The 18,170-nt window shown below is 70.3% G+C and carries 15 protein-coding genes; 9 read left to right on the forward strand and 6 right to left on the reverse strand.

The features are described 5' to 3' along the window. Position 1: 1 nt before the first annotated feature. Positions 2 to 2,503, forward strand: a complete 2,502-nt coding sequence (gene pheT, locus Q7X29_RS12140; RefSeq protein ID WP_316574093.1) for a phenylalanine--tRNA ligase subunit beta — start codon at positions 2 to 4, stop codon at positions 2,501 to 2,503. 56 nt (positions 2,504 to 2,559) lie between these two features. On the opposite strand, the gene Q7X29_RS12145 is transcribed toward pheT, so the two are convergent. After that, the gene (locus tag Q7X29_RS12145; RefSeq protein WP_316574094.1) at positions 2,560 to 3,471 is read right to left on the reverse strand and encodes a tyrosine-protein phosphatase; all 912 of its coding nucleotides are present in this window, start codon (positions 3,469 to 3,471) and stop codon (positions 2,560 to 2,562) included. Positions 3,472 to 4,266: 795 nt separating this feature from the next. Here Q7X29_RS12145 and Q7X29_RS12150 point away from each other — a divergent pair. The 8 genes from Q7X29_RS12150 to Q7X29_RS12185 all read left to right on the forward strand — a co-directional run bounded on the left by Q7X29_RS12150 (position 4,267) and on the right by Q7X29_RS12185 (position 12,998). After that, a complete protein-coding gene (locus Q7X29_RS12150; RefSeq protein ID WP_316574129.1) occupies positions 4,267 to 6,003 on the forward strand; it encodes a TerD family protein in 1,737 nt (578 codons plus the stop codon). Continuing rightward, entirely contained in the window at positions 6,000 to 6,767 is a 768-nt protein-coding gene (locus Q7X29_RS12155) for an alpha/beta hydrolase (protein WP_316574095.1), read from the forward strand. The genes Q7X29_RS12150 and Q7X29_RS12155 overlap by 4 nt, the downstream gene beginning before the upstream one ends. A 40-nt stretch (positions 6,768 to 6,807) precedes the next feature. Continuing rightward, positions 6,808 to 7,314, forward strand: coding sequence for a hypothetical protein (locus tag Q7X29_RS12160; RefSeq protein ID WP_218716551.1), 507 nt, complete (start codon positions 6,808 to 6,810; stop codon positions 7,312 to 7,314). A gap of 47 nt (positions 7,315 to 7,361) precedes the next feature. Beyond that, positions 7,362 to 8,384 carry a hypothetical protein gene (locus tag Q7X29_RS12165; RefSeq protein ID WP_218716552.1) on the forward strand — a complete coding sequence of 341 codons (1,023 nt, stop codon included), beginning with the start codon at positions 7,362 to 7,364 and terminating at the stop codon, positions 8,382 to 8,384. Positions 8,385 to 8,766: 382 nt separating this feature from the next. Next, complete coding sequence (locus tag Q7X29_RS12170) at positions 8,767 to 11,511, forward strand: sensor histidine kinase (RefSeq protein ID WP_316574096.1); 2,745 nt, start codon at positions 8,767 to 8,769, stop codon at positions 11,509 to 11,511. A 29-nt stretch (positions 11,512 to 11,540) separates the two neighbouring features. Beyond that, complete coding sequence (locus Q7X29_RS12175; protein ID WP_218718194.1) at positions 11,541 to 11,969, forward strand: roadblock/LC7 domain-containing protein; 429 nt, start codon at positions 11,541 to 11,543, stop codon at positions 11,967 to 11,969. Beyond that, a complete protein-coding gene (locus tag Q7X29_RS12180; RefSeq protein ID WP_255587641.1) occupies positions 11,966 to 12,409 on the forward strand; it encodes a DUF742 domain-containing protein in 444 nt (147 codons plus the stop codon). Before Q7X29_RS12175 ends, Q7X29_RS12180 begins: the two co-directional genes overlap by 4 nt. Further along, a complete protein-coding gene (locus tag Q7X29_RS12185; RefSeq protein ID WP_449411941.1) occupies positions 12,390 to 12,998 on the forward strand; it encodes a GTP-binding protein in 609 nt (202 codons plus the stop codon). The genes Q7X29_RS12180 and Q7X29_RS12185 overlap by 20 nt, the downstream gene beginning before the upstream one ends. A 23-nt stretch (positions 12,999 to 13,021) precedes the next feature. Here the strand turns inward: Q7X29_RS12185 and Q7X29_RS12190 are convergent, their stop codons facing one another. From Q7X29_RS12190 to Q7X29_RS12210, 5 genes are all read right to left on the reverse strand, one after another. Further along, entirely contained in the window at positions 13,022 to 14,557 is a 1,536-nt protein-coding gene (locus tag Q7X29_RS12190) for a hypothetical protein (RefSeq protein ID WP_316574097.1), read from the reverse strand. After that, a complete protein-coding gene (locus Q7X29_RS12195; protein ID WP_218718192.1) occupies positions 14,554 to 15,180 on the reverse strand; it encodes a hypothetical protein in 627 nt (208 codons plus the stop codon). Before Q7X29_RS12195 ends, Q7X29_RS12190 begins: the two co-directional genes overlap by 4 nt. A 167-nt stretch (positions 15,181 to 15,347) precedes the next feature. Beyond that, positions 15,348 to 16,733: a lipase family protein gene (locus Q7X29_RS12200; RefSeq protein ID WP_394358682.1), complete on the reverse strand. Its 1,386-nt coding sequence runs from the start codon at positions 16,731 to 16,733 to the stop codon at positions 15,348 to 15,350. Positions 16,734 to 16,827: 94 nt separating this feature from the next. Then, entirely contained in the window at positions 16,828 to 17,454 is a 627-nt protein-coding gene (locus tag Q7X29_RS12205; protein ID WP_218718191.1) for a TetR/AcrR family transcriptional regulator, read from the reverse strand. A gap of 45 nt (positions 17,455 to 17,499) precedes the next feature. Next, the gene (locus tag Q7X29_RS12210; RefSeq protein ID WP_218718190.1) at positions 17,500 to 18,153 is read right to left on the reverse strand and encodes a LysE family translocator; all 654 of its coding nucleotides are present in this window, start codon (positions 18,151 to 18,153) and stop codon (positions 17,500 to 17,502) included. Positions 18,154 to 18,170: the final 17 nt, after the last annotated feature.

An 18,170-nucleotide genomic window follows, 5' to 3' on the forward strand; every position in this document is an offset into this window, starting at 1 on the left:
CGTGCGAGTAGCGCAGTCCTGGCTGACCGAGATCCTGCAGCGCACCACCCCGGAATGGTCGGTGTCCGCCGAAGAGCTCGATGCCGGTTTCGTCCGCGTCGGCCTGGAGGTCGAGGAGGTCGACAAGCTCGAGCCGATCGGTGGTGACATCGACAAGCCGCTGGTCGTCGGCCGGGTCGCCGAGATCACCGAACTGACCGAGTTCAAGAAGCCGATCCGCTTCTGCAAGGTCGATGTCGGCAACCCCGAGCTGCAGGAGATCGTCTGCGGCGCCCGCAATTTCGCGGTCGGCGACCTCGTGGTGGTCGTGCTGCCCGGTGGCGAGCTGCCCGGCGGGTTCAAGATCTCGTCGCGCAAGACCTACGGGCATACCTCCAACGGCATGATCTGCTCGGTCGCCGAACTCGGCATCGGCAAGGATCACGACGGCATCCTGGTGCTCGAGCCCGGCTCGGCGCAGCCCGGTGACGACGCGAACGTGCTGCTGGGCACCGACGACACGATCATCGAACTCAACATCACCCCCGACCGCGGCTATTGCTTCTCGGTGCGCGGCCTGGCCCGCGAACTGGCCTGCGGCTTCGACCTCGAATACGCCGACCCCGCCGTGCGGACCCTGCCCGACGGCGACGCGGTGGCGTGGCCGGTGCGGCTCGAGGCCGACGCCGAGTGCACCCGCTTCGGCGCGCGGCGGGTCACCGGGATCGATCCGAACGCGGTGAGCCCGCTGTGGCTGCAGCGCAGGCTGATGCTGTCCGGCATGCGCCCGATCTCGCCCGCCGTCGACGTCACCAACTACGTGATGCTCGAGCTGGGCCAGCCGCTGCACGCGTTCGACGCGGCGAAACTCCACGGCGGCTTGGTCGTTCGCTCGGCCAACACCGGCGAGACCCTGCGCACCCTCGACGACACCGAGCGCACGCTCGACGCCGAGGACGTGGTGATCGCCGACGATTCCGGTGTCGTCTCGCTGGCCGGGGTGATGGGCGGCGCGAGCACCGAGGTCGGCCCGGAGACCACCGACGTGGTGCTCGAGGCGGCGACCTGGAACCCGCTGCGGGTGTACCGCACGGCGCGCAGGCACAAGCTGGTCTCGGAAGCGGGCAAGCGCTACGAGCGCGTCGTCGATCCGGAGATCAATATCGTCGCGCTCGACCGGGCGGCGACGCTGCTGGCCGAGATCACCGGCGGCACCATCGAATCCACGCTCACCGACATCCGGGTGCCGCTGGCGCCGGTCGCGCCGATCGCGATGGACATCGACCTGCCCGACCGCGTCGCCGGCGTCACCTACCCGGCGGGTACCGCCGTGCGCAGGCTCGCCCAGATCGGCGCCGGGGTCGAGATCGAGGTCAACGACGCGGGCAAGACCCAGCTGCTGGTGACGCCGCCGAGCTGGCGGCCCGACCTGGCCCAGCCCGCCGACCTGGTCGAGGAGGTGCTGCGCCTGGAGGGTCTCGAGCAGATCCCGTCGGTGCTGCCGTCCGCGCCCGCCGGTCGCGGCCTGACCGCCGCGCAGAAGCGCCGCCGGGCCGTGAGCCGGGCCCTGGCCTTCGCCGGTGGCGTCGAGGTGCCCGCGCCGGTGTTCCTGCCCGCCGGAGTGTTCGACGTGTGGGGTCTGGACGCCGACGATCCGCGCAGGCACACCACCCGGGTGCTGAACCCGCTCGACACCGAGCGTCCCGAGCTGGCGACCACGCTGCTGCCCGGTCTGCTGGAAGTGGCCGCCCGCAACATCTCCCGCGGCGCCCGTGACCTCACGATCTACGGCATCGCCCAGGTCGTGCTGCCCGGCGCCGAGACCCACGGTGTCGAGGCGCTGCCGGTGGATCGTCGTCCCACCGACGAGCAGATCGCCGAGCTCAACGCGTCGCTGCCCGCGCAGCCGGTGCACGTGGCCGCGGTGCTCAGCGGCAAGCGGGACCCGCGCGGACCCTGGGGGCCCGGTCGCCAGGCCGAGGCCGCCGACACCTTCGCCCTGGTCGACGCCGTCGCCGACGCCGCCGGTGTCACCGTCGAGCGCCGGGCCGCGGCGCACCTGCCGTGGCATCCGGGCCGCTGCGCGGAACTGGTCGTCGACGGCGTCGTGGTGGGTTACGCGGGTGAGCTGCACCCGGCCGTGCTCGAGCGCGCCGGCCTGCCGCCGCGCACCTGCGCGCTGGAGCTCGACCTCGACGCGCTGCCGTTGACCGAGGCCCGTCCGGCGCCCACGGTGTCGGCGTTCCCCGCCGTCCTGCAGGACGTGTCGATCAGCGTCGACAAGGCCGTGCCCGCCGCGAGCGTCGAATCGGCGCTGCGCACTGGCGGTGGCGACCTGCTCGAGGACATCGCGCTGTTCGACGTCTACGAGGGCGCCCAGGCCGGTGCGGGCCGCAAGTCCCTCACCTACGCGCTGCGCTTCCGCGCGACCGACCGCACCCTCACCGAGGACGAGGCCAGCGCCGCGCGCGATGCCGCCGTCGCCGCGGCGGGCACCGCGGTCGGCGCCGAACTGCGCGGCTGATTTACCGACCGAAGGCCGCCCGGCATGGTGCCGGGCGGCCTTCGTCGTACCCGCGGTCAGGAGACCAGGTTCTTGCGCAGTTTCATCAGGGTCCAGCCGTCGAGCCCGAGTCCGTCGGTGAGGTATTTGCCGAAGTCGCCGAACTTCTCGTCGATCTGCTGTAGCGCCACGTCGAGATAGGCGTCGCGCACCTCCTGCAGGGGAATCAACAGGTCCGGGTTCTGCATGATGCCCGCCTGCTGCAGCTGAGCCCGCAGGGCGGCATCGGCCGCCGCCCGATACTGGTTCGACAGCAAGTAGTCCTGTCGCGCCACCGACTCCGGCACGCCGACGGCCCGCAGCGTCACGTAGGACAGCCATCCCGTCCGGTCCTTCCCGGCGGTGCAGTGGTACAGGGTGGCGTTCGCGGTGTCCGCGAGATCCCGAACCGACTGGCCGAACTTTCCCAGCGCGTCGGGGGTGAAGAAGTTGAGGTACACGTTCTGCATGATCTGCTCGGCTTTGCCGTCGCCCAGCATGTTCTGCTGCTGCACCGGATCTTTCGACGAGATGGCCTGGAACATCTTCACGAACATGCCGCCGTCGTCGATCGGGCGCGCCACCAGCGCAACCCCCGCGGGCAGCTTGTCCGCGCCCATCGCCTGCACCTCGGCCGGGGTCCGCAAATCGATCACCTTCTGGAGCTTCAGCGCCGCCAGCTTCTGCAGGTCGGCATCGGTCAGCTTGGCGAGCGCGTCGGCCCGAACAAGCTTGCCCGACTTGACCTTCGCTCCGTCGTAGGTGACGTAGCCGCCCAGGTCCCGGACATTGGCGGCGCCCTGCAGATCGATCCGGGTGGGACCGCCCGTGCCGGGGAAGGCCTGGGCGGGGCCCGCCAACCCCGCCGCCACCAAACCCACAGCCAGCAGCGGCACGGACACCAACGACAACAGCGACTTCCGCTTCCGCGAAACAAGTGAATTACTCATCCGCGAGACGCTAGAACCGGGCCGCTGCCCATCCACCGGTTCCCGATCAGCGCACCGCCCACCAGGACTCGCGACCCGGTCACCGGGATCGACTGTTCTACCCTGTGCTGAATACCGTTGCTCCACAGCGTGATCGACCTGCCTCGGATGCAGTGCCACGTTCATGAATACTGCGCCCCGATCGCCGCCCGCCACGCATCCTCGCCGCTGAGCCGCTGAGCCGCTGAGCCGCTGAGCCGCTGAGCCGCTGAGCCGCTGAGCCGCTGAGCCGCTGAGCCGTTGGGCCGTTGGGCCGCAGAGTCGTTGAGTCGTTGGACCGTCTGGCGGTCGAGCTGCTGAGCTGCAGGGGGACTCTCGCTGCTGGGACGTCGAGCGGTCGAGCCGCCGTGTCGCCCAGTGTGCCGAAGGCGCAAGCGACCCTCTCGGCCGACAGCACGCCGTGCGCGATCCAGGTACGCCCCCGGTCATCCCTGGCGAACATCGTCTCGATCGTGCCGCCGCGTCTATCGGCGCCGGGGCGTCACCAGGAGCGTGCTCGGGAAGGTGGCGACCGCGCCGCCGAGCTTTCGAAGGCGTGATCGATCCAGCCGACGGCACGTCGAGAGCGATCGCGGTCGGTACAGCGGGGGCTCCGGCCCGCAGCATCGTCTCGATCGTGCCGACTGCTTCGTCGGCGAGGCGGGCTGCCTTCACCGAGGTGACTCGGTCGATGTCGTCGTGCGTGAGCTGGTCGATGTCGACGGGCGACGTGGCTTGGGCTCGGTGCGCGGGCGGGATAGGTTGGCACGTGTGTCGATGATGAAAGGCGCCAATGTCGCGGTGCCTGCTGCCGCGGTCCGAGTCGAGCTGGGGTGGCAATCAGGCGCGGGGGTGCCCGACGCCGACGCGTCCGCGCTGCTGCTGGCCGGCGCGAAGGTGCGCTCCGATGACGACTTCGTCTTCTACAACCAGTCCGTGCACCCCTCGGGCGCGGTCCGCCACGAGGGAAAGCGGCACGGTCAGATCGTCGTCGACACGTTGTCGGTGGATCTGGTCCGGGTGGAGCCGCAGATCGAGACGATCGTGCTCGCCGCCTCCGCCGACGGGGGCACTTTCGCCCAGTTCCACGGCCTCTACATCCGGGTGCTCGACGCGGCCACCGGCGCCGAGGTCGCCCGCTTCGACAGCACCGGCGCCACCACCGAGACCGCCCTCGTCCTCGGCGAGCTGTATCGCCGCCAGGGCGCGTGGAAGTTCCGCGCGGTCGGTCAGGGCTACGACTCCGGACTCGCCGGCCTGGCCACCGACTTCGGGATCTCCGTCGACGACGCACCCGCCACCCCGTCGCAACTCATCACGCCACCGTCGCAGCCACACCAGCACACCTCGCCCGCATCACAATTCGCGCCGGCACCGCAATCGCCACACTCCTACCCACCGCCACCGACTCGGTCCTCGGCCCCGCACCCGAACCAGCAGGCGTACACGCCGCCCCCTGCGGCGGCCGTTCCCGGCCGGCAGCAGTCCTACCCGCCACCGGCACAGCCGTCTGCTCCGTCCGAGCAGATCCAGCAGCAGCCCTATGCGCCGCCGCCCACTCAGCCTTACGCGCCCGCCGCGCACACGAACCAGCAGGCAAGTGTGCCGTTCACGCAACCAACTCCTCCGGCGGAGCCGAATCAGCAGCAGTCTGCGGCACCGACGCAGCGGTTCGCTTCCGCTGAGCCGCATCAGCAGCGGTTCTACGCGCCGCCACCCACTCCGCCCGGTGGGCAATCTGGCTATCCGCAGCCGTATGGGCCTGTCGGACAGCCGAATCAGCCACAGTCAAACCTCGCGGGTCAGCCGCACCAGCCGCAGCCTTCCTCGCCGACCCCGCCGCAGCAGGGCCAGAATGCGGCCCCGCCCGCCCAACCCCCGGTGAACCCGGCCAAGGTTTCGCTCACCAAGGAGGCCCCCTCGGTCTCGCTCACCAAGCACGGCGCCACCGGGGGCGTCATGCGGGTGAATCTCAACTGGACCTCGATGGCGGCGTCCGGCCGCTTGTTCGGCAAACTGCGTGGCAAGAACATCGACCTCGACCTGTGCTGCTTCTTCGAGCTGGTCAACGGCGCGATCGGGTCGGTGCGGGCGCTGGATCGCCGCTTCGGTGCGCTGTACGAGCCGCCGTTCGTCCACCTCGACCGAGACGACCGCACCGGCGCCGGCGTCACCGGCGAGAACCTGTCGATCAACCTGGACTACACCCAGTCCTTCCGCCGCATCCTGGTGTTCGCCTCGATCTATGACGGCGCGAGCGATTTCCGTGGCGTGCACGCCACCGTCACCCTGCATCCGGTGAACTCGGCCCCGATCGAGATGACCCTCGACGGCTGCACCGACAATTCCCGCGACGCCGTGCTCGCCGTCCTGGAGAACGTCGACGGTGAGCTGGTGGTCCGGCGTGAGGGCACCTTCGTCCGGCCGCCGGCCGGCCGGCCGGGCGGCGGTGTCATCGAGATCGCCCGGCTCTACCACTGGGACTTCGGTTTCCAGGCGGGCCGCGGCAAGTGATCCGTCATCCCGCGACCCGGGTCCTGAACGCGCTGGTCTATCACCCGGACAAGCATGTGGCCCAGACCCCGGCCGCCTTCGGCCTCGACTACCGCGACCTCACGATGCGCACCGCCGACGGCGTCGACCTGCACGGCTGGTTCGTGCGCGCCGAGCGCCCGCGCGGGCACATCCTCTACGCGCACGGCAACGCGGGCACCGTCGGCGACCGGGTGCCGATCATCGCGCTGCTGGTCCAGGCCGGTTTCGACGTGCTCGCCTTCGACTACCGCGGTTTCGGCCACAGCACGGGCAGGCCGGGGGAGCAGGGCACCTATCTCGATGCCCGAGCCGCGCGCACCGCGCTGCTCGACCAGCCCGGCGTCGACGCGCGGCGGGTGCTGTATCTGGGCAAGTCGCTCGGCGGCGGTGTCCTGCTCGAGCTGGCCACCGAGTATCCGCCGGCGGGCATGCTGCTCATGTCGACCTTCAGCAGCATGCGCGCGGCGGCCCGGTCGGTCTATCCGTTCCTGCCCGCACCGCTGATCCCGAACGCCTACCCGAGCCTGCGCCGGATCGCCCGGCTCCGGGTGCCGGTGCTGATGTTCCACGGCGACCGCGACGAGCTGCTCCCGCTGCGCCACGCCGAGCGCCTGTTCGCCGCGGCCGGGGAGCCGAAGGAGTTGGTCGTCGTGCCCGGCGCAGGCCACAACGACGTCATCGACGCGCTGGGTCCGGCCTGGCCGCGGCGCATCGTCGAGTGGACCGACACCTTCCTGCGCTGATCTCCTGGGCCTGTCGGCCCGGTCTGCGTAGCCTGGCGGTATGAGCGAAACGAGCGAGATCCTCGGCCACCTGGCCGCGCTGCCGGACGCCGAACTGGTGTCGGTGCTGCGGGCCGCCGTCGCCGGACGACCCGGCCTCGGTGCCGTCGCCGCCGCGCTCGCCCAGGTCGAGGCCGGTCATGCCGACACCGGTTCGCCTGTGACTCTGGACACGGAGGTCGTGGACGCCGATGTGGTCTCCGTCGCATCCGAGCAGGTCGGAGGCGTCATGCCGGTACCGCCGGTACCGCATGGCCTGTCCGGAACGGCCGCACCCACTGTGACCGGCGGCTATTCCACTTCCGGAGTGCCGACTTTCGACGCGGTTCGCGATAAGGTCGAGCGGCGCTTCGGCACCGCGCAGGGTAGGGATGAGCTCGACCGGCAGACCCCCGCGGGTCGCAGTGCCGACGAACAATGGGAGGCGCGGGAGAAGGCCGCGCGCGAGCGTCTGGACCAGATCCGGAAATCGATGCAGCGCAACGATTCCGGAGCCGACGACAAGTAGCCGCAAGGTCTCCCGTCCGATGCAACGACCGTGATGGGTGGACCCAGATGACGCAGGCGCGCCAGATCGCCGACCGACTACTCGACGCGCAGGTGGAGTTCCTGCTCGCCGAGGTGACCGGCGAACGGTTCGCCGAGGTGATCGCGCGCGACGTGGCCGCGGTGCTCGCCGTCGGCGACACCATCGTCTTCGGTGACGTCGTCTCGCTCGAGCAGGGTGCGGAGACCGTCGCCACGGTCTTCGACCGCATCGGCGGCAGCCCGGTCATCGCCGACACCGTCGGCATCTTCTCCGACGCGATCTACGACCACATCGCCGCCAACACCGAATACACCCTCGGCGACGTCGTCGACCGGGAGCCGGTGGAGGCGCTGCTGGAGAAGATCTTCGGCATGCACCAGGCCCAGGAGCGCATCCTGGACCGGCTCACCGAGAGCCCGCTCGTCGCCACCGTCGCGGCCCGCTTCGTCGACAAGCTGATCGGCGACTTCATGCAGGCCAATCGCGAGCGCGCCGAGAAGATCCCCGGTGTCTCCTCGCTGATGTCGCTGGGTCAGTCGGCCGCCAACCGTGCCAAGAAGGTCGCCGACAGCACCTTTGTCGGCGACCTCGCGGGCAAGGGCGCGCTGTTCGCGCTCAAGCGCACCAACAACGCCATCCGCGACATGCTGCGCGACGCCCCGGTGCACTCGGCGGCCATGGAGTTCTGGGACCTGCACGCCGACGAGCCGGTGGCAGGGCTGCGTGAGTACCTGACCCAGAAGGACCTCAACGAACTGGTCCAGATCTGCTACGAGATCGCCGTGACGACCAGGGAGAAGGAATACTTCGGGATGCTCGTGCGCGAGTGCGTCGAGGTGTTCTACGCCAAGTACGGCAAGCACACGCTCTCGGCCATGCTGCCCGAACTCGGCCTGACCGCCGAGGACATCAGCACCGAGATCCTGCGCTACGGTCCCGCCGTCATCGAGGCGGCCAAGCGCAACGGCGTGCTGGCCGGGCTGATTCGGGAGCGGCTAGAGCCGTTCTTCTACTCCGAGCAGGTGCTCGGCATTCTCGCCGGCGAGTAATCACCGTTCGGTTTCGAATTACCCGAATATCCCGGGAATTCGCGCATCGTCTCGCTATCGTTCATTTCGGATCGGTTGACTCGCGCGCGTTCGCCGGTGTCGCATTCGGAAATCGCGCCGCCGAAAGATTGTGGGCGACGTCACGTCCGCAATTTCTCGCTCTGTGTCGCGCGTTCGACGGATCGGTCACGCAATTGCCGTGGGGGCTGTGAGCTTTCGGACACAGGAAGCCCCGTTGATTTCCGGCATGTTGAGATCAGTGCACGAAACACGTTCTTACGCCGTCCCGGATTGACCGTGCTCGCCGGGCAGTGCAAGTTGGCACCTGACTTTCGCTGGGCCGCCGGGAATTCCACCCGCCGGTGTTTCAAAGGAGCAGGTGGTGCGTTCACATTCCCGTCGGCAGGCCGCGGGCGGCAGGCTGATCCGGCCGCGCACCATCTCCGGTCAGCTCGCCCGGATCCTGGCGGTCTCGCTGGTGCTGGTGCTCGCCCTGCTCGGACTGACGACGGCCGGGCAGATCAGCGCCTACCGGCGCAGTGGCGAGACGGTGGACGCGGTCGCGGTGGCGCTGGCGGCCCAGGATCTGGTGCATCAGGTGCAGCGCGAACGTGGCCTGAGCAACGGCCTGCTCGGCGGCGATCAGCGGCTCGTGCAGCCGGTCACCGACCAGCGGGCCGGCACCGACGCGGCCCTGCGGAACCTGGCGGGCATCGTCGAGGCCGATCCGCCCGGCGCGGGCGAGGTGCGCTCGGCACTGGGACATCTGGCCGGACTGCCCGGCGTCCGCTCGCAGATCGACACCCGCACGGTCTCGCGGCAGGCGGCCTTCCAGTTCTACTCCGACAGCATCGACGCGATGAACCGGCTGGCGCTGGGTCTGGACCAGGCCCGCGATCCGGCGGTGCGCCACGGTCTGCAGGCGCTCTACGCCCTCGGTGACGCGAAGGAGTTCACGGCGCGGGAACGCGGCTTCCTCAACGGGGTGTTCGCCGCCGGGGAGTTCGCGGCGGGGGAGTACGTGCAGTTCCTCGACATCCGCGCGGCCCGCAACGCCGCGCTGACCCAGTTCGACCGCGACGCCACCCCGGCCCAGCGGGATCGGCTCGACGCGGTCCTGGCCGGGGAGAGCGCCACGCGGGCAGCCGAATCGGAGAACGTCGCGATCGCCTCGACGGCGGGTCCGCTGGTCGAGCCTGTCGACCCGGCGGTCTGGTGGTCGCGGATGACCGAGGTGATCGACGCACAGCGCGCCGTGCAGCAGACGGTGGGCGACGATGTGCGCGCCCGCGCCGCGGACCTGCGCCGCGACGCCGCGCTGATCCTCGCCGGGTTCGCGCTGGCCGCGCTGCTGGCGATCGCCGCCGAGGTGGCGCTGGTGTTCGCGAGCATCCGGGCCATCGTCCGGCCGCTGGCCCGGCTCGCCGCCGAGGCCGACGACGTCGCGTCGAGTCGGCTGCCCGAGGTGATCGCCGCCTGGCGCGGTGCCGCCGATAGCCGCCCCGAGCCACCCGCGCCCGTGCGCACGCCGCCGGGCGCCGGCGTCGAGATCGGCGCGGTCGCCGGGGCGCTGGACCGGGTGCAGACCACCGCCTTCGACCTGGCGTCCGAACAGGCCCTGGTGCGGCGCAACACCACCGAGTCGATGGCCAATCTGGCTCGCCGCAATCAGAACCTCGTGCGCAGGCAGCTCGGGCTGATCAGCGAGTTCGAGCGCGAGGAACTCGATCCGAAGGCGCTGTCGAACCTGTTCGAACTCGACCATCTCGCGACCCGCATGCGGCGCAACGCCGAAAGCCTGCTGGTGCTCGTCGGCGAGGCGAGCCCGCGCCGGTGGGCCGAGCCGATCGCGCTCACCGATGTCATCCGGGCCGGCCTGTCGGAGGTCGACGACTATCGCCGCGTGGTGTTGCGCCGGGTCGACGACATCGCCATCGCCGGCGCGGTGGTCAGCGAACTCGCCCACGTGCTGGCCGAACTCATCGAGAACGGGCTGGCCTTCTCCCCGCCCGACCTCGAGGTCGAGGTCTACGGCCGCAAGGTGGCCGGTGGGTATCTGCTCGCGGTCGTCGACCACGGCGTCGGCATGCCCGCCGACCAGCTCGCCGAGGCCAACGCGCGCCTGCGCGGGGAGCAGGACTTCATCGTCGCCTCCACCCGCTACCTCGGTCACTACGTGGTCGGCCGGCTCGCGGGCCGCCTCGGCATCGACGTGGAACTCAACACCTCCCCGGTCAGCGGCATCGTCGCCCGCCTGCTGCTGCCCGCGAGCATTCTCGTCGACGACAGCGCCCGACCGGCCGAACCGGCCGAGGCCAGGAACCGCTCCGCCGCGCCGGAGCCCGCCCGAGCGGCACCCGGCCGCAACGGCGCCGCGGTCGCGCCCGACGTCGCCAGAGCCGTTGTCGTACACGATGATTCCGGAGCACAGTCTATGAGCGGAGCGACGGCGCCGCGGCAGTTCGACGCACCCGGCCGGGCGCGGCACACCCGGGACCCCGAATCCGCTGCGGCCGACGACTCCGTTCCCGCCGCGCCCGGCGATTCGGTCTACGCGCAGTTCCTCAGCAGCACCACCAATGCCATCGCCTACCACGGCTCGCCGAACGATGCGGCCCCGGCGATCTCCGGGGCGGGTGATCACCCTCGCAACGGCGTGGCACCGGCCGACACGAACGGCGCGCGCAACGGCGTGGCACCGCCATCGGCCGGCGCCGACCGCGCGCGCAACGGCCGGGCGCCGGTGCCCGGCGTGCACCCGGTCCGCAACGGCACCCCACCGGGAACACCCACCGTCGACCGCGGCCGAAACGGCGCGGCCCACGGTGATTCCGCGGCGACCGCGCACACCGGGTCGCCGACCGCGCACGATCTGTCGGCCGTCGACCCGACCGGCCCCGCCGCCGTCGAACGCACCCGCAACGGACTGGTGAAGCGCAGCAAGCGCGCCAAGATCACCGGCTCGCCCGACCGTCCGCGCCGCGAACCGGTGACCCGCGAGGACCGGCCGCCGGTCGCCGACCGGACCCCCGACCAGACGCGCAACATGCTGTCGTCGTTCCGCACCGGCCACGAACGCGGTGGCGACACCCGACCCGGCCCCACCCCGCACGATCCGACCCACTGACCGTTCGGACCCGACCACAGGAGCTCCCGGTGACCACCCATCTACCGACCGCCGACCCGCACACCTTCAACTGGCTGCTCGGCAACTTCGTCCGCAACACCGACGGGGTGCGCGACACCGTCGCCGTGTCCTCCGACGGGCTGCTCATCGCCATGTCCGACGGCCTGGACCGCACCGGCGCCGACCGGCTCGCGGCCATGGTGTCGGGCCTGTCCAGCCTCGCCCGCAGTGCTTCGCGCAGTTACGACTTCGACGGCCTGAAGCTGATCATGATCGAGATGAAGCGCGGCTTCCTGCTGGTCTCGGCGCTCGGCGACGGCAGCTGCCTCGGCGTGATCGCCGACGGCGGCTGCGACGTGGGACTGGTCGGCTACGAGATGGCGGTGCTGGCCGAACGCGCGGGCGCGCTGCTCGACCCACGGCTCATCGGTGAACTGCGAGAGACGTTGCGCAGATGAGAGATCCCGATCGTCCCCGGCTGCCCGACCCGCGCATGATCCCGATGAACCGTCCCATCGGCTGGCGCGATCAGTTACCGCCGCCGGTCCCGGTGACGCCCACCGACAGCGACGACGTCGACGACCGCTTCGTCCGTCCGTTCGTGGTCACCGCGGGCCGCACTGTCCCGGTGCTGGACGGGCTGCGCATCGAAACCCTCGTTCAGGCACCGCCGTCCGCGCTGTCGGCACCGCTGCGGTTCGAGGAACGCACCGTCGTGCAGTTGTGCCTGCGACCGCACTCCATCGCCGAAATCGGTGCCGCCCTGCGGGTTCCGGTCGGCATCGCCAAGGTGATCGTCAGCGACCTGGCCGCGGCGGGCCACGTGTCGGTCCGCGACGCCCCGGAACTGTCGACCGCCGCCATCGAGAGGATCAGGGATCTTGTTCGGGCACTCTGAATTCCGCACCGCCGCACCGGCGATGCCGTCGTCGGTGAAGATCGTGGTCAGCGGCGGCTTCGGCGTCGGCAAGACCACCTTCATCGGCGCGATCTCCGAGATCGAGCCGCTGGTCACCGAGGCGTCGATGACCGAGGTGTCGATCGGCGTCGACGACCCGGGCCGTCGCGCCGACAAGACCGCCACCACGGTCGCGCTGGACTTCGGCCGGATCACGCTGGACCAGTCGCTGATCCTCTACCTGTTCGGCACCCCGGGCCAGGACCGTTTCGTGTTCCTGTGGGACGACCTGGTCGACGGTGCGCTCGGCGCGGTCATCGTCGTCGACACCGGCCGCGTCGAGGACTGTTACCCGGTGCTGGACTACTTCGAGGAGCACAACACCCCGTTCGTCGTCGTGGTCAACCGCTTCGACGACGCCACCCATTTCGATCTCGCCGAGGTCCGCGAGGCCCTGGGCCTCGACGACTGGATCCCGGTCCTGGACTGCGACGCCCGCGACCGCGACTCCGTGCGCGACGTCCTGGTGGCCCTGCTCGAACAGGTCCTGCTGCATCGCGTCCAGCCCCGGCACCGGGAGGTGAGCTGAACCCGCCGCCCGGTGCCGCGACATCAGCGTCGATGCAGGGTGAGGTCCCACAGCGCGACGTGGAATCGGCTGTCGGTGACGTCGACCGAGGTGTCGGTGAAGCGATGGCCGCCGAGGGCGTTGCCGACGAACTCGCGCACCGCGACCGGCTGGGCGTCGAGGGTGTCGAGCAGCCGCTGGGGTACCTCGACGGTGCCGTCGAAGACGCGCGGTTGGCCGGTGATGCCGGGCTGCTGCGGGGTCTGACGCAACCCGTCGACGGTATGCAGGACGAGGTCGAGCCCGGTGCCGTCGGCGAAGTCGATGCGCAGGGGAGTGGCGGAGACGGCCTGGTCGAAGGAGCGCACCCGGGCGGTCCAGCCCAGCGCGGACGCGCCCTGATAGTCGTACGGCGACGGCGGTCCCAGTGTCTCCCCGGACCGATTCGCCCGTGAGTTCTGCAGTGCCGCACCGGCGAGTGGCTGATCGGTGGGCACGAAGCTCCACGCGGGATCGCTGAGCATCTTGCGCCAGTAGCCGGTGCGCCCGCCGTCGCGCCCCTCGACCCGCAGCTCGCGGGCGGCCGACCCGGGCGCGGTCCGGTGCACCGAGATGCGGTCGGTGATCTCGCCGGGCACCTTCGGCTGGGCGACCCAGTCCGGTGCGGGCAGCTGGATAGCGGCGTAGCGGCTGTCGACACGTTCGGCCGGCATGTCCGGCGCTTCGGGCAGCCCGCGCTGATCCTGGTAGGAGTAGCGGAAGAACACCTTGTCCGCGCCGGAGATGTCGAAATCGTAGAGGCGCGTGTAGAAGTCGCCGAACCGGTTGACGACAAGCGAGGTCGACGCGCTGGTCGACAGGGCCACCGCCTGGAAGCGCCCGCCCAGTGGCGTGCCCATCTCGTAGCTGTGATCCACCGGCAGCCACGGATCGACGTACTGGATCCGCTGACCACCGTGGGTCAGCGCGAACACGTGCGACACCTTCGCCCCGCCGACCGGATGCTCGTTGCCCGCAGTGTCGGTCCAGACGTGGTCCTCGGTGGGGGACAACACCGACCACGACCAGGTCAGCGTCCCCGGCGGCAGGGTGTTGCCCGGCCCGGTCCACAGTGGCGTGCCGTAGCGGCTGCTCCAATTCCAGTCCCTGGGCGCGCTGAGCGCGTGATCCATGGTGATGAACCGGCCGTCGTGGTCGATCAGCATCACCTCGTCGTCGTCGGCCGAGACGCCGGCGATCGTGCCCGCCAGGCAGCCCGGCAGCGCCACGGTGCGCCAGCCACCCAGGGCTGTGGCCTCTTTCACGTAGACGTTGCCGTCGCGGGTGGCGAAGCTCCAGCGCCGGTTGAACGACTCGGTGGTCGAGCGCAGGTGCACCTGCTCGGGCAGGGCGACCGTCGCGGGGGCGAGATCGGCCAGGCCGGCGGTGGATTCGTCGACCGTCACCTCCGGTGTGCCGACCGTGCCGACCGGCAGACAGCCCGGATCGGCGACCGTCGCCGAGGGGGTCGTCACCCCGGCGAATACCAGTCCGGCCGTCGCGAGCAGCACACCACGCCGGACGGCGCGCCCGCGCCTCACAGCCACCCCGCCGCGCCGAAGGCGATCAGGGCGATCGCGTCGATGCCGAAGATGGTGCCGACCACCAGCGCCTTGGTCCGCACGTTGGGCAGGTCGTACACGGAGAAGCAGACGGCGAAGAACGGCACGTAGCCGATGATCCAGATGAGGAACGGGAAGCCCGGCTGCCACCACGACCAATCCCAGGTGAGCACACCCGCCTTGTTCAGCAGCACCTCGACGCCGACCGCGGCGGCGGAGTTCACCGCGATGAGCACCGGCCGGTTCGGCAGCCCGAAGATCCGGGTCTGCCTGGGCGGCAGCATCTTCGCTGCCGCGACGCCCATGATCGCGAACATGAAGCAGATCTCGATATTGAGCCCGATCAGGATCTGATACGCCGTCGGCCCGCTCGCGCCCCAGACCGGCGCACGGTCGGTGAGGTGGAAGACCAGCGAGTTCCAGATCTCGTTGAACCAGTCCATGCCCCACAGCGCCAGCCCGGCGAACAGTACGTTCCAGTTCCGGCGCTCGACCTCGACCGCGTAGATGTAGATGACCATCAGCAAGAGCGGAATGACATACCACTTGAACTGACCCGCATCGCGGAGTATCTCCAGCGCGGCCCGTGCGTTGTCGGTCACCGGGCACCTCCTGCTCATGAGCGACGAATTCGGCGAGTATGATACAAATCAACATCGAACGTCAATATGTATCGCCGAGTTGGTCGGTGGGCGGAGTGTCGGCGAAGGTCCCTTCGCCGCAAGAGATTTCGCCGGGGTGCGGGTCTCGGCCGCACCCCGGCGGGTGTTCAGCGGCTGCCCAGTGGCGTGCCGAAGAGGGTGGCGAACTTCGCGGCGAGGGTGTCGCCGAGGAAGTCGAGCGCGCCCGGTGTGGCGGCCATGGTGCCCGCGTCGGAGGTGGTACAGCCGGTGGTGGCGGGGATGCCTTCGAGTCGCTCGCGCAGCCACAGCAGCGCTGCGGGGCCGCCGACCACCTCGGCGACGATGTGCTCGCTGGCGTGGTCGCGGGTGTAGGTGACCGAGGCCTTCGGGTCCCGGCAGTACGTGTCGACCAGGGTGTCGGTCGCGCCCAGCGGCAGGATCTCGTCCCACGCGGAGTGCCACAGGAACATCGGCATATCGGGGGTGGACTTGCCCATGCGGGTGGCCTCGAGCATCGTCGCGACCGGCGGGTCGTCCAGCGGGTTGCCGTCGGAGCCGATCATGCCGGTCAGGTTGAGGAACGGCAGCAGCGCCGACTGGTACTGCACGCACAGCGGCGACTTGATCGCGGACAGGCCCCTGCCGAGTGGATCGAGCCGCTGCTCGAGATAGGCGGCGAAGTCCGGGTACTCGCGGGTGAGGCCGAGGACCGCGGCGAAGACCAGGCCCGAGGTGAGCTGGTTGTTCGCCATGCTCAGCGCGGCGCCCAGATCGGCGCCCACCCCGCCCTCGGCCGCGCCCACGATGTTCAGTTCGGGGGCGTAGGTGGCCTTCAGTTCGGCGGCGTGACCGGTCGCGATCGAGCCGCCGGAGTAGCCGTAGAGCCCGACCGGTGCGGTCGGCCCCACCTCGAGCGGTGCGAAGGAGGTCGCCGCGCGAATGCCGTCGAGGGTGATCCGCCCGGCCAGTGGTCCGGCCGCGTACGCCGAATTCGGGCCCTGGTGGTCGGGAACGACGACGGCCCAGCCCTGCGCCAGCGCGGCCTGGGCGAACAGGAACTCGGCGGGCACGACGATCTGGCCCGCCAGTGGGGCCACCGAAAGATGTTGCAGCGCATAGGAGGGCGCGCAGTAGCCCGCGGTCGAGTCCTCGGCGAGCTGCACCGAGAGCAGCTTGCGCGGTTGCGGCGCCTGGCCGCGCGGCTTGATCACGGTGGCGACCGCGGGGATCGCCTCGTCGCGGCTGTTGTTGGAGCGGTAGGACACCTGCCAGGCGTCGACGTCGATCGGCAGCACGCCGAAATCGGCGATGCGCACCTGCCGGGCGGCGATGATCGCGCCCGGCGCCGTGGCCGCCACGACCTCGGCGGGCGGCAGGTAGAAGCCCGGATCCAGTTCGGGCGGGAGCGGAATCACCGGGGCGGGCGCCACGGCGGCCGGTTCGGCCGCGACCGGTCCGGCCACCACGACCGTAGCGGCCGCGAGCACGCCCGTGGCCAGGGCCATCCATCGCAGAGCGAAGGGAGATCTCATCGTGCACAGTCCTCACGTGAATTGAGACGCCTTCGTCTCAATGACGGCTACTATGGCACGGGTGTGGCGTAGATCGCAATCAGCGGTCGGGTGACTAGGCCGCGGTCAAGGCATTGAGCAGCGTGGAGAACACGTCGACGAGCTCGTCCACGGGTGGGCGCGGGTCGTCCAGACTCCACTGATGCACCGCGCCGTTGACGGCGCCGATGAACGCGGCCATCGCGACGCGCCAGCCACCCGGCGGTATCCGCACCCCGTCGCGTCCCTGCGCGATCGCGGCGACCACCTCGCCCCACTGGTCGCGGACCTGCGCGCGATGGGCCTCGATCGCGGGGCTCACCCCGACGATCTCCACGAAAGCCACGGTGACGCAGCGGATATCGTCGGTGATCGCCTTCGTGTAGGCGCGCACGGCGGCGTCGATGAGCGCGCGCAGGTCGTCGGTGTCGGCCGCGGCCAGCGCCGCGGCGACCGCGTCCCTGGCCTTGCCCTGCACCGAGTCGTAGACCGCGACGAGGAGTTCCTCGCGTCCGGCGAACTGCTCGTAGAACTGCCGCCGCGACAGTCCGGCCGCCGCGCACACGTCGGTCAGCGAACTGTTGGCGTACGACTTCTCCGCGAACACGGTCAGCCCCGCCTCGATGAACAGCGCGCGGCGCTCGATCTGCCGCTCGGCGACCGAGGTACCGGTGTAGTTGTGTCGGGTGCGCGCTGTCGTCACGACATCGACCCTACGTTCGCGGCGACGCCGCGGCATCCACGGAGGTCAGTCCTTGCGCCCCGTGAAGGCCAGCGAGGTGCCGAGTCCGATCATCATCAGCCCGCTGGTGCCGCCGACCGCGGCCAGCCGGCGCGGCGTGCGGGCCAGCCAGCCGCGCACGGAATCCGCCGCGAGCGCCCACAGCGTGTCGAAGATCAGCCCGAACAACGGGATGCAGATGCCGAGCACCAGCATCTGCTGCGGGACGCCACCGCGGGCGGTATCGACGAACTGCGGCAGCAGCGCCGCCAGGAAGACGATGGTCTTCGGATTGGCGAAGCCGACGACGAACCCGTCACGCAGCACCGCGACGGTGGAATAGCCGGGCCCGGCCTGGCCGGGCTGTAGCGCCCTGGCCAGGTCGCTCCGGTGCCGGATCGCCTGGATTCCCAGATAGACCAGATACAGCGCGCCGACCAGTTTGACGGCCGTGAACACCGCCACCGAGGTCGCCACGAGCGCGCCGAGCCCGACCGCGACCGCTACGACCTGCACGTACACCCCGGCCGAATTGCCGACCACGGTCAGTATCGCCGCCCGCCTGCCGACCGTGAGGGCCCGGCTGATCGTGAACAGCACACTCGGCCCCGGAACCACGACGAGCAGCAAGGCCAACCCCGCGAAGGACGCGAGATGCGTCATCGACACCATGCTGATCAACGCTAACGATCCGGCTC

The organism is Nocardia canadensis, assembly GCF_032656385.1.
GTDB classification, from domain to species: domain Bacteria; phylum Actinomycetota; class Actinomycetes; order Mycobacteriales; family Mycobacteriaceae; genus Nocardia; species Nocardia canadensis.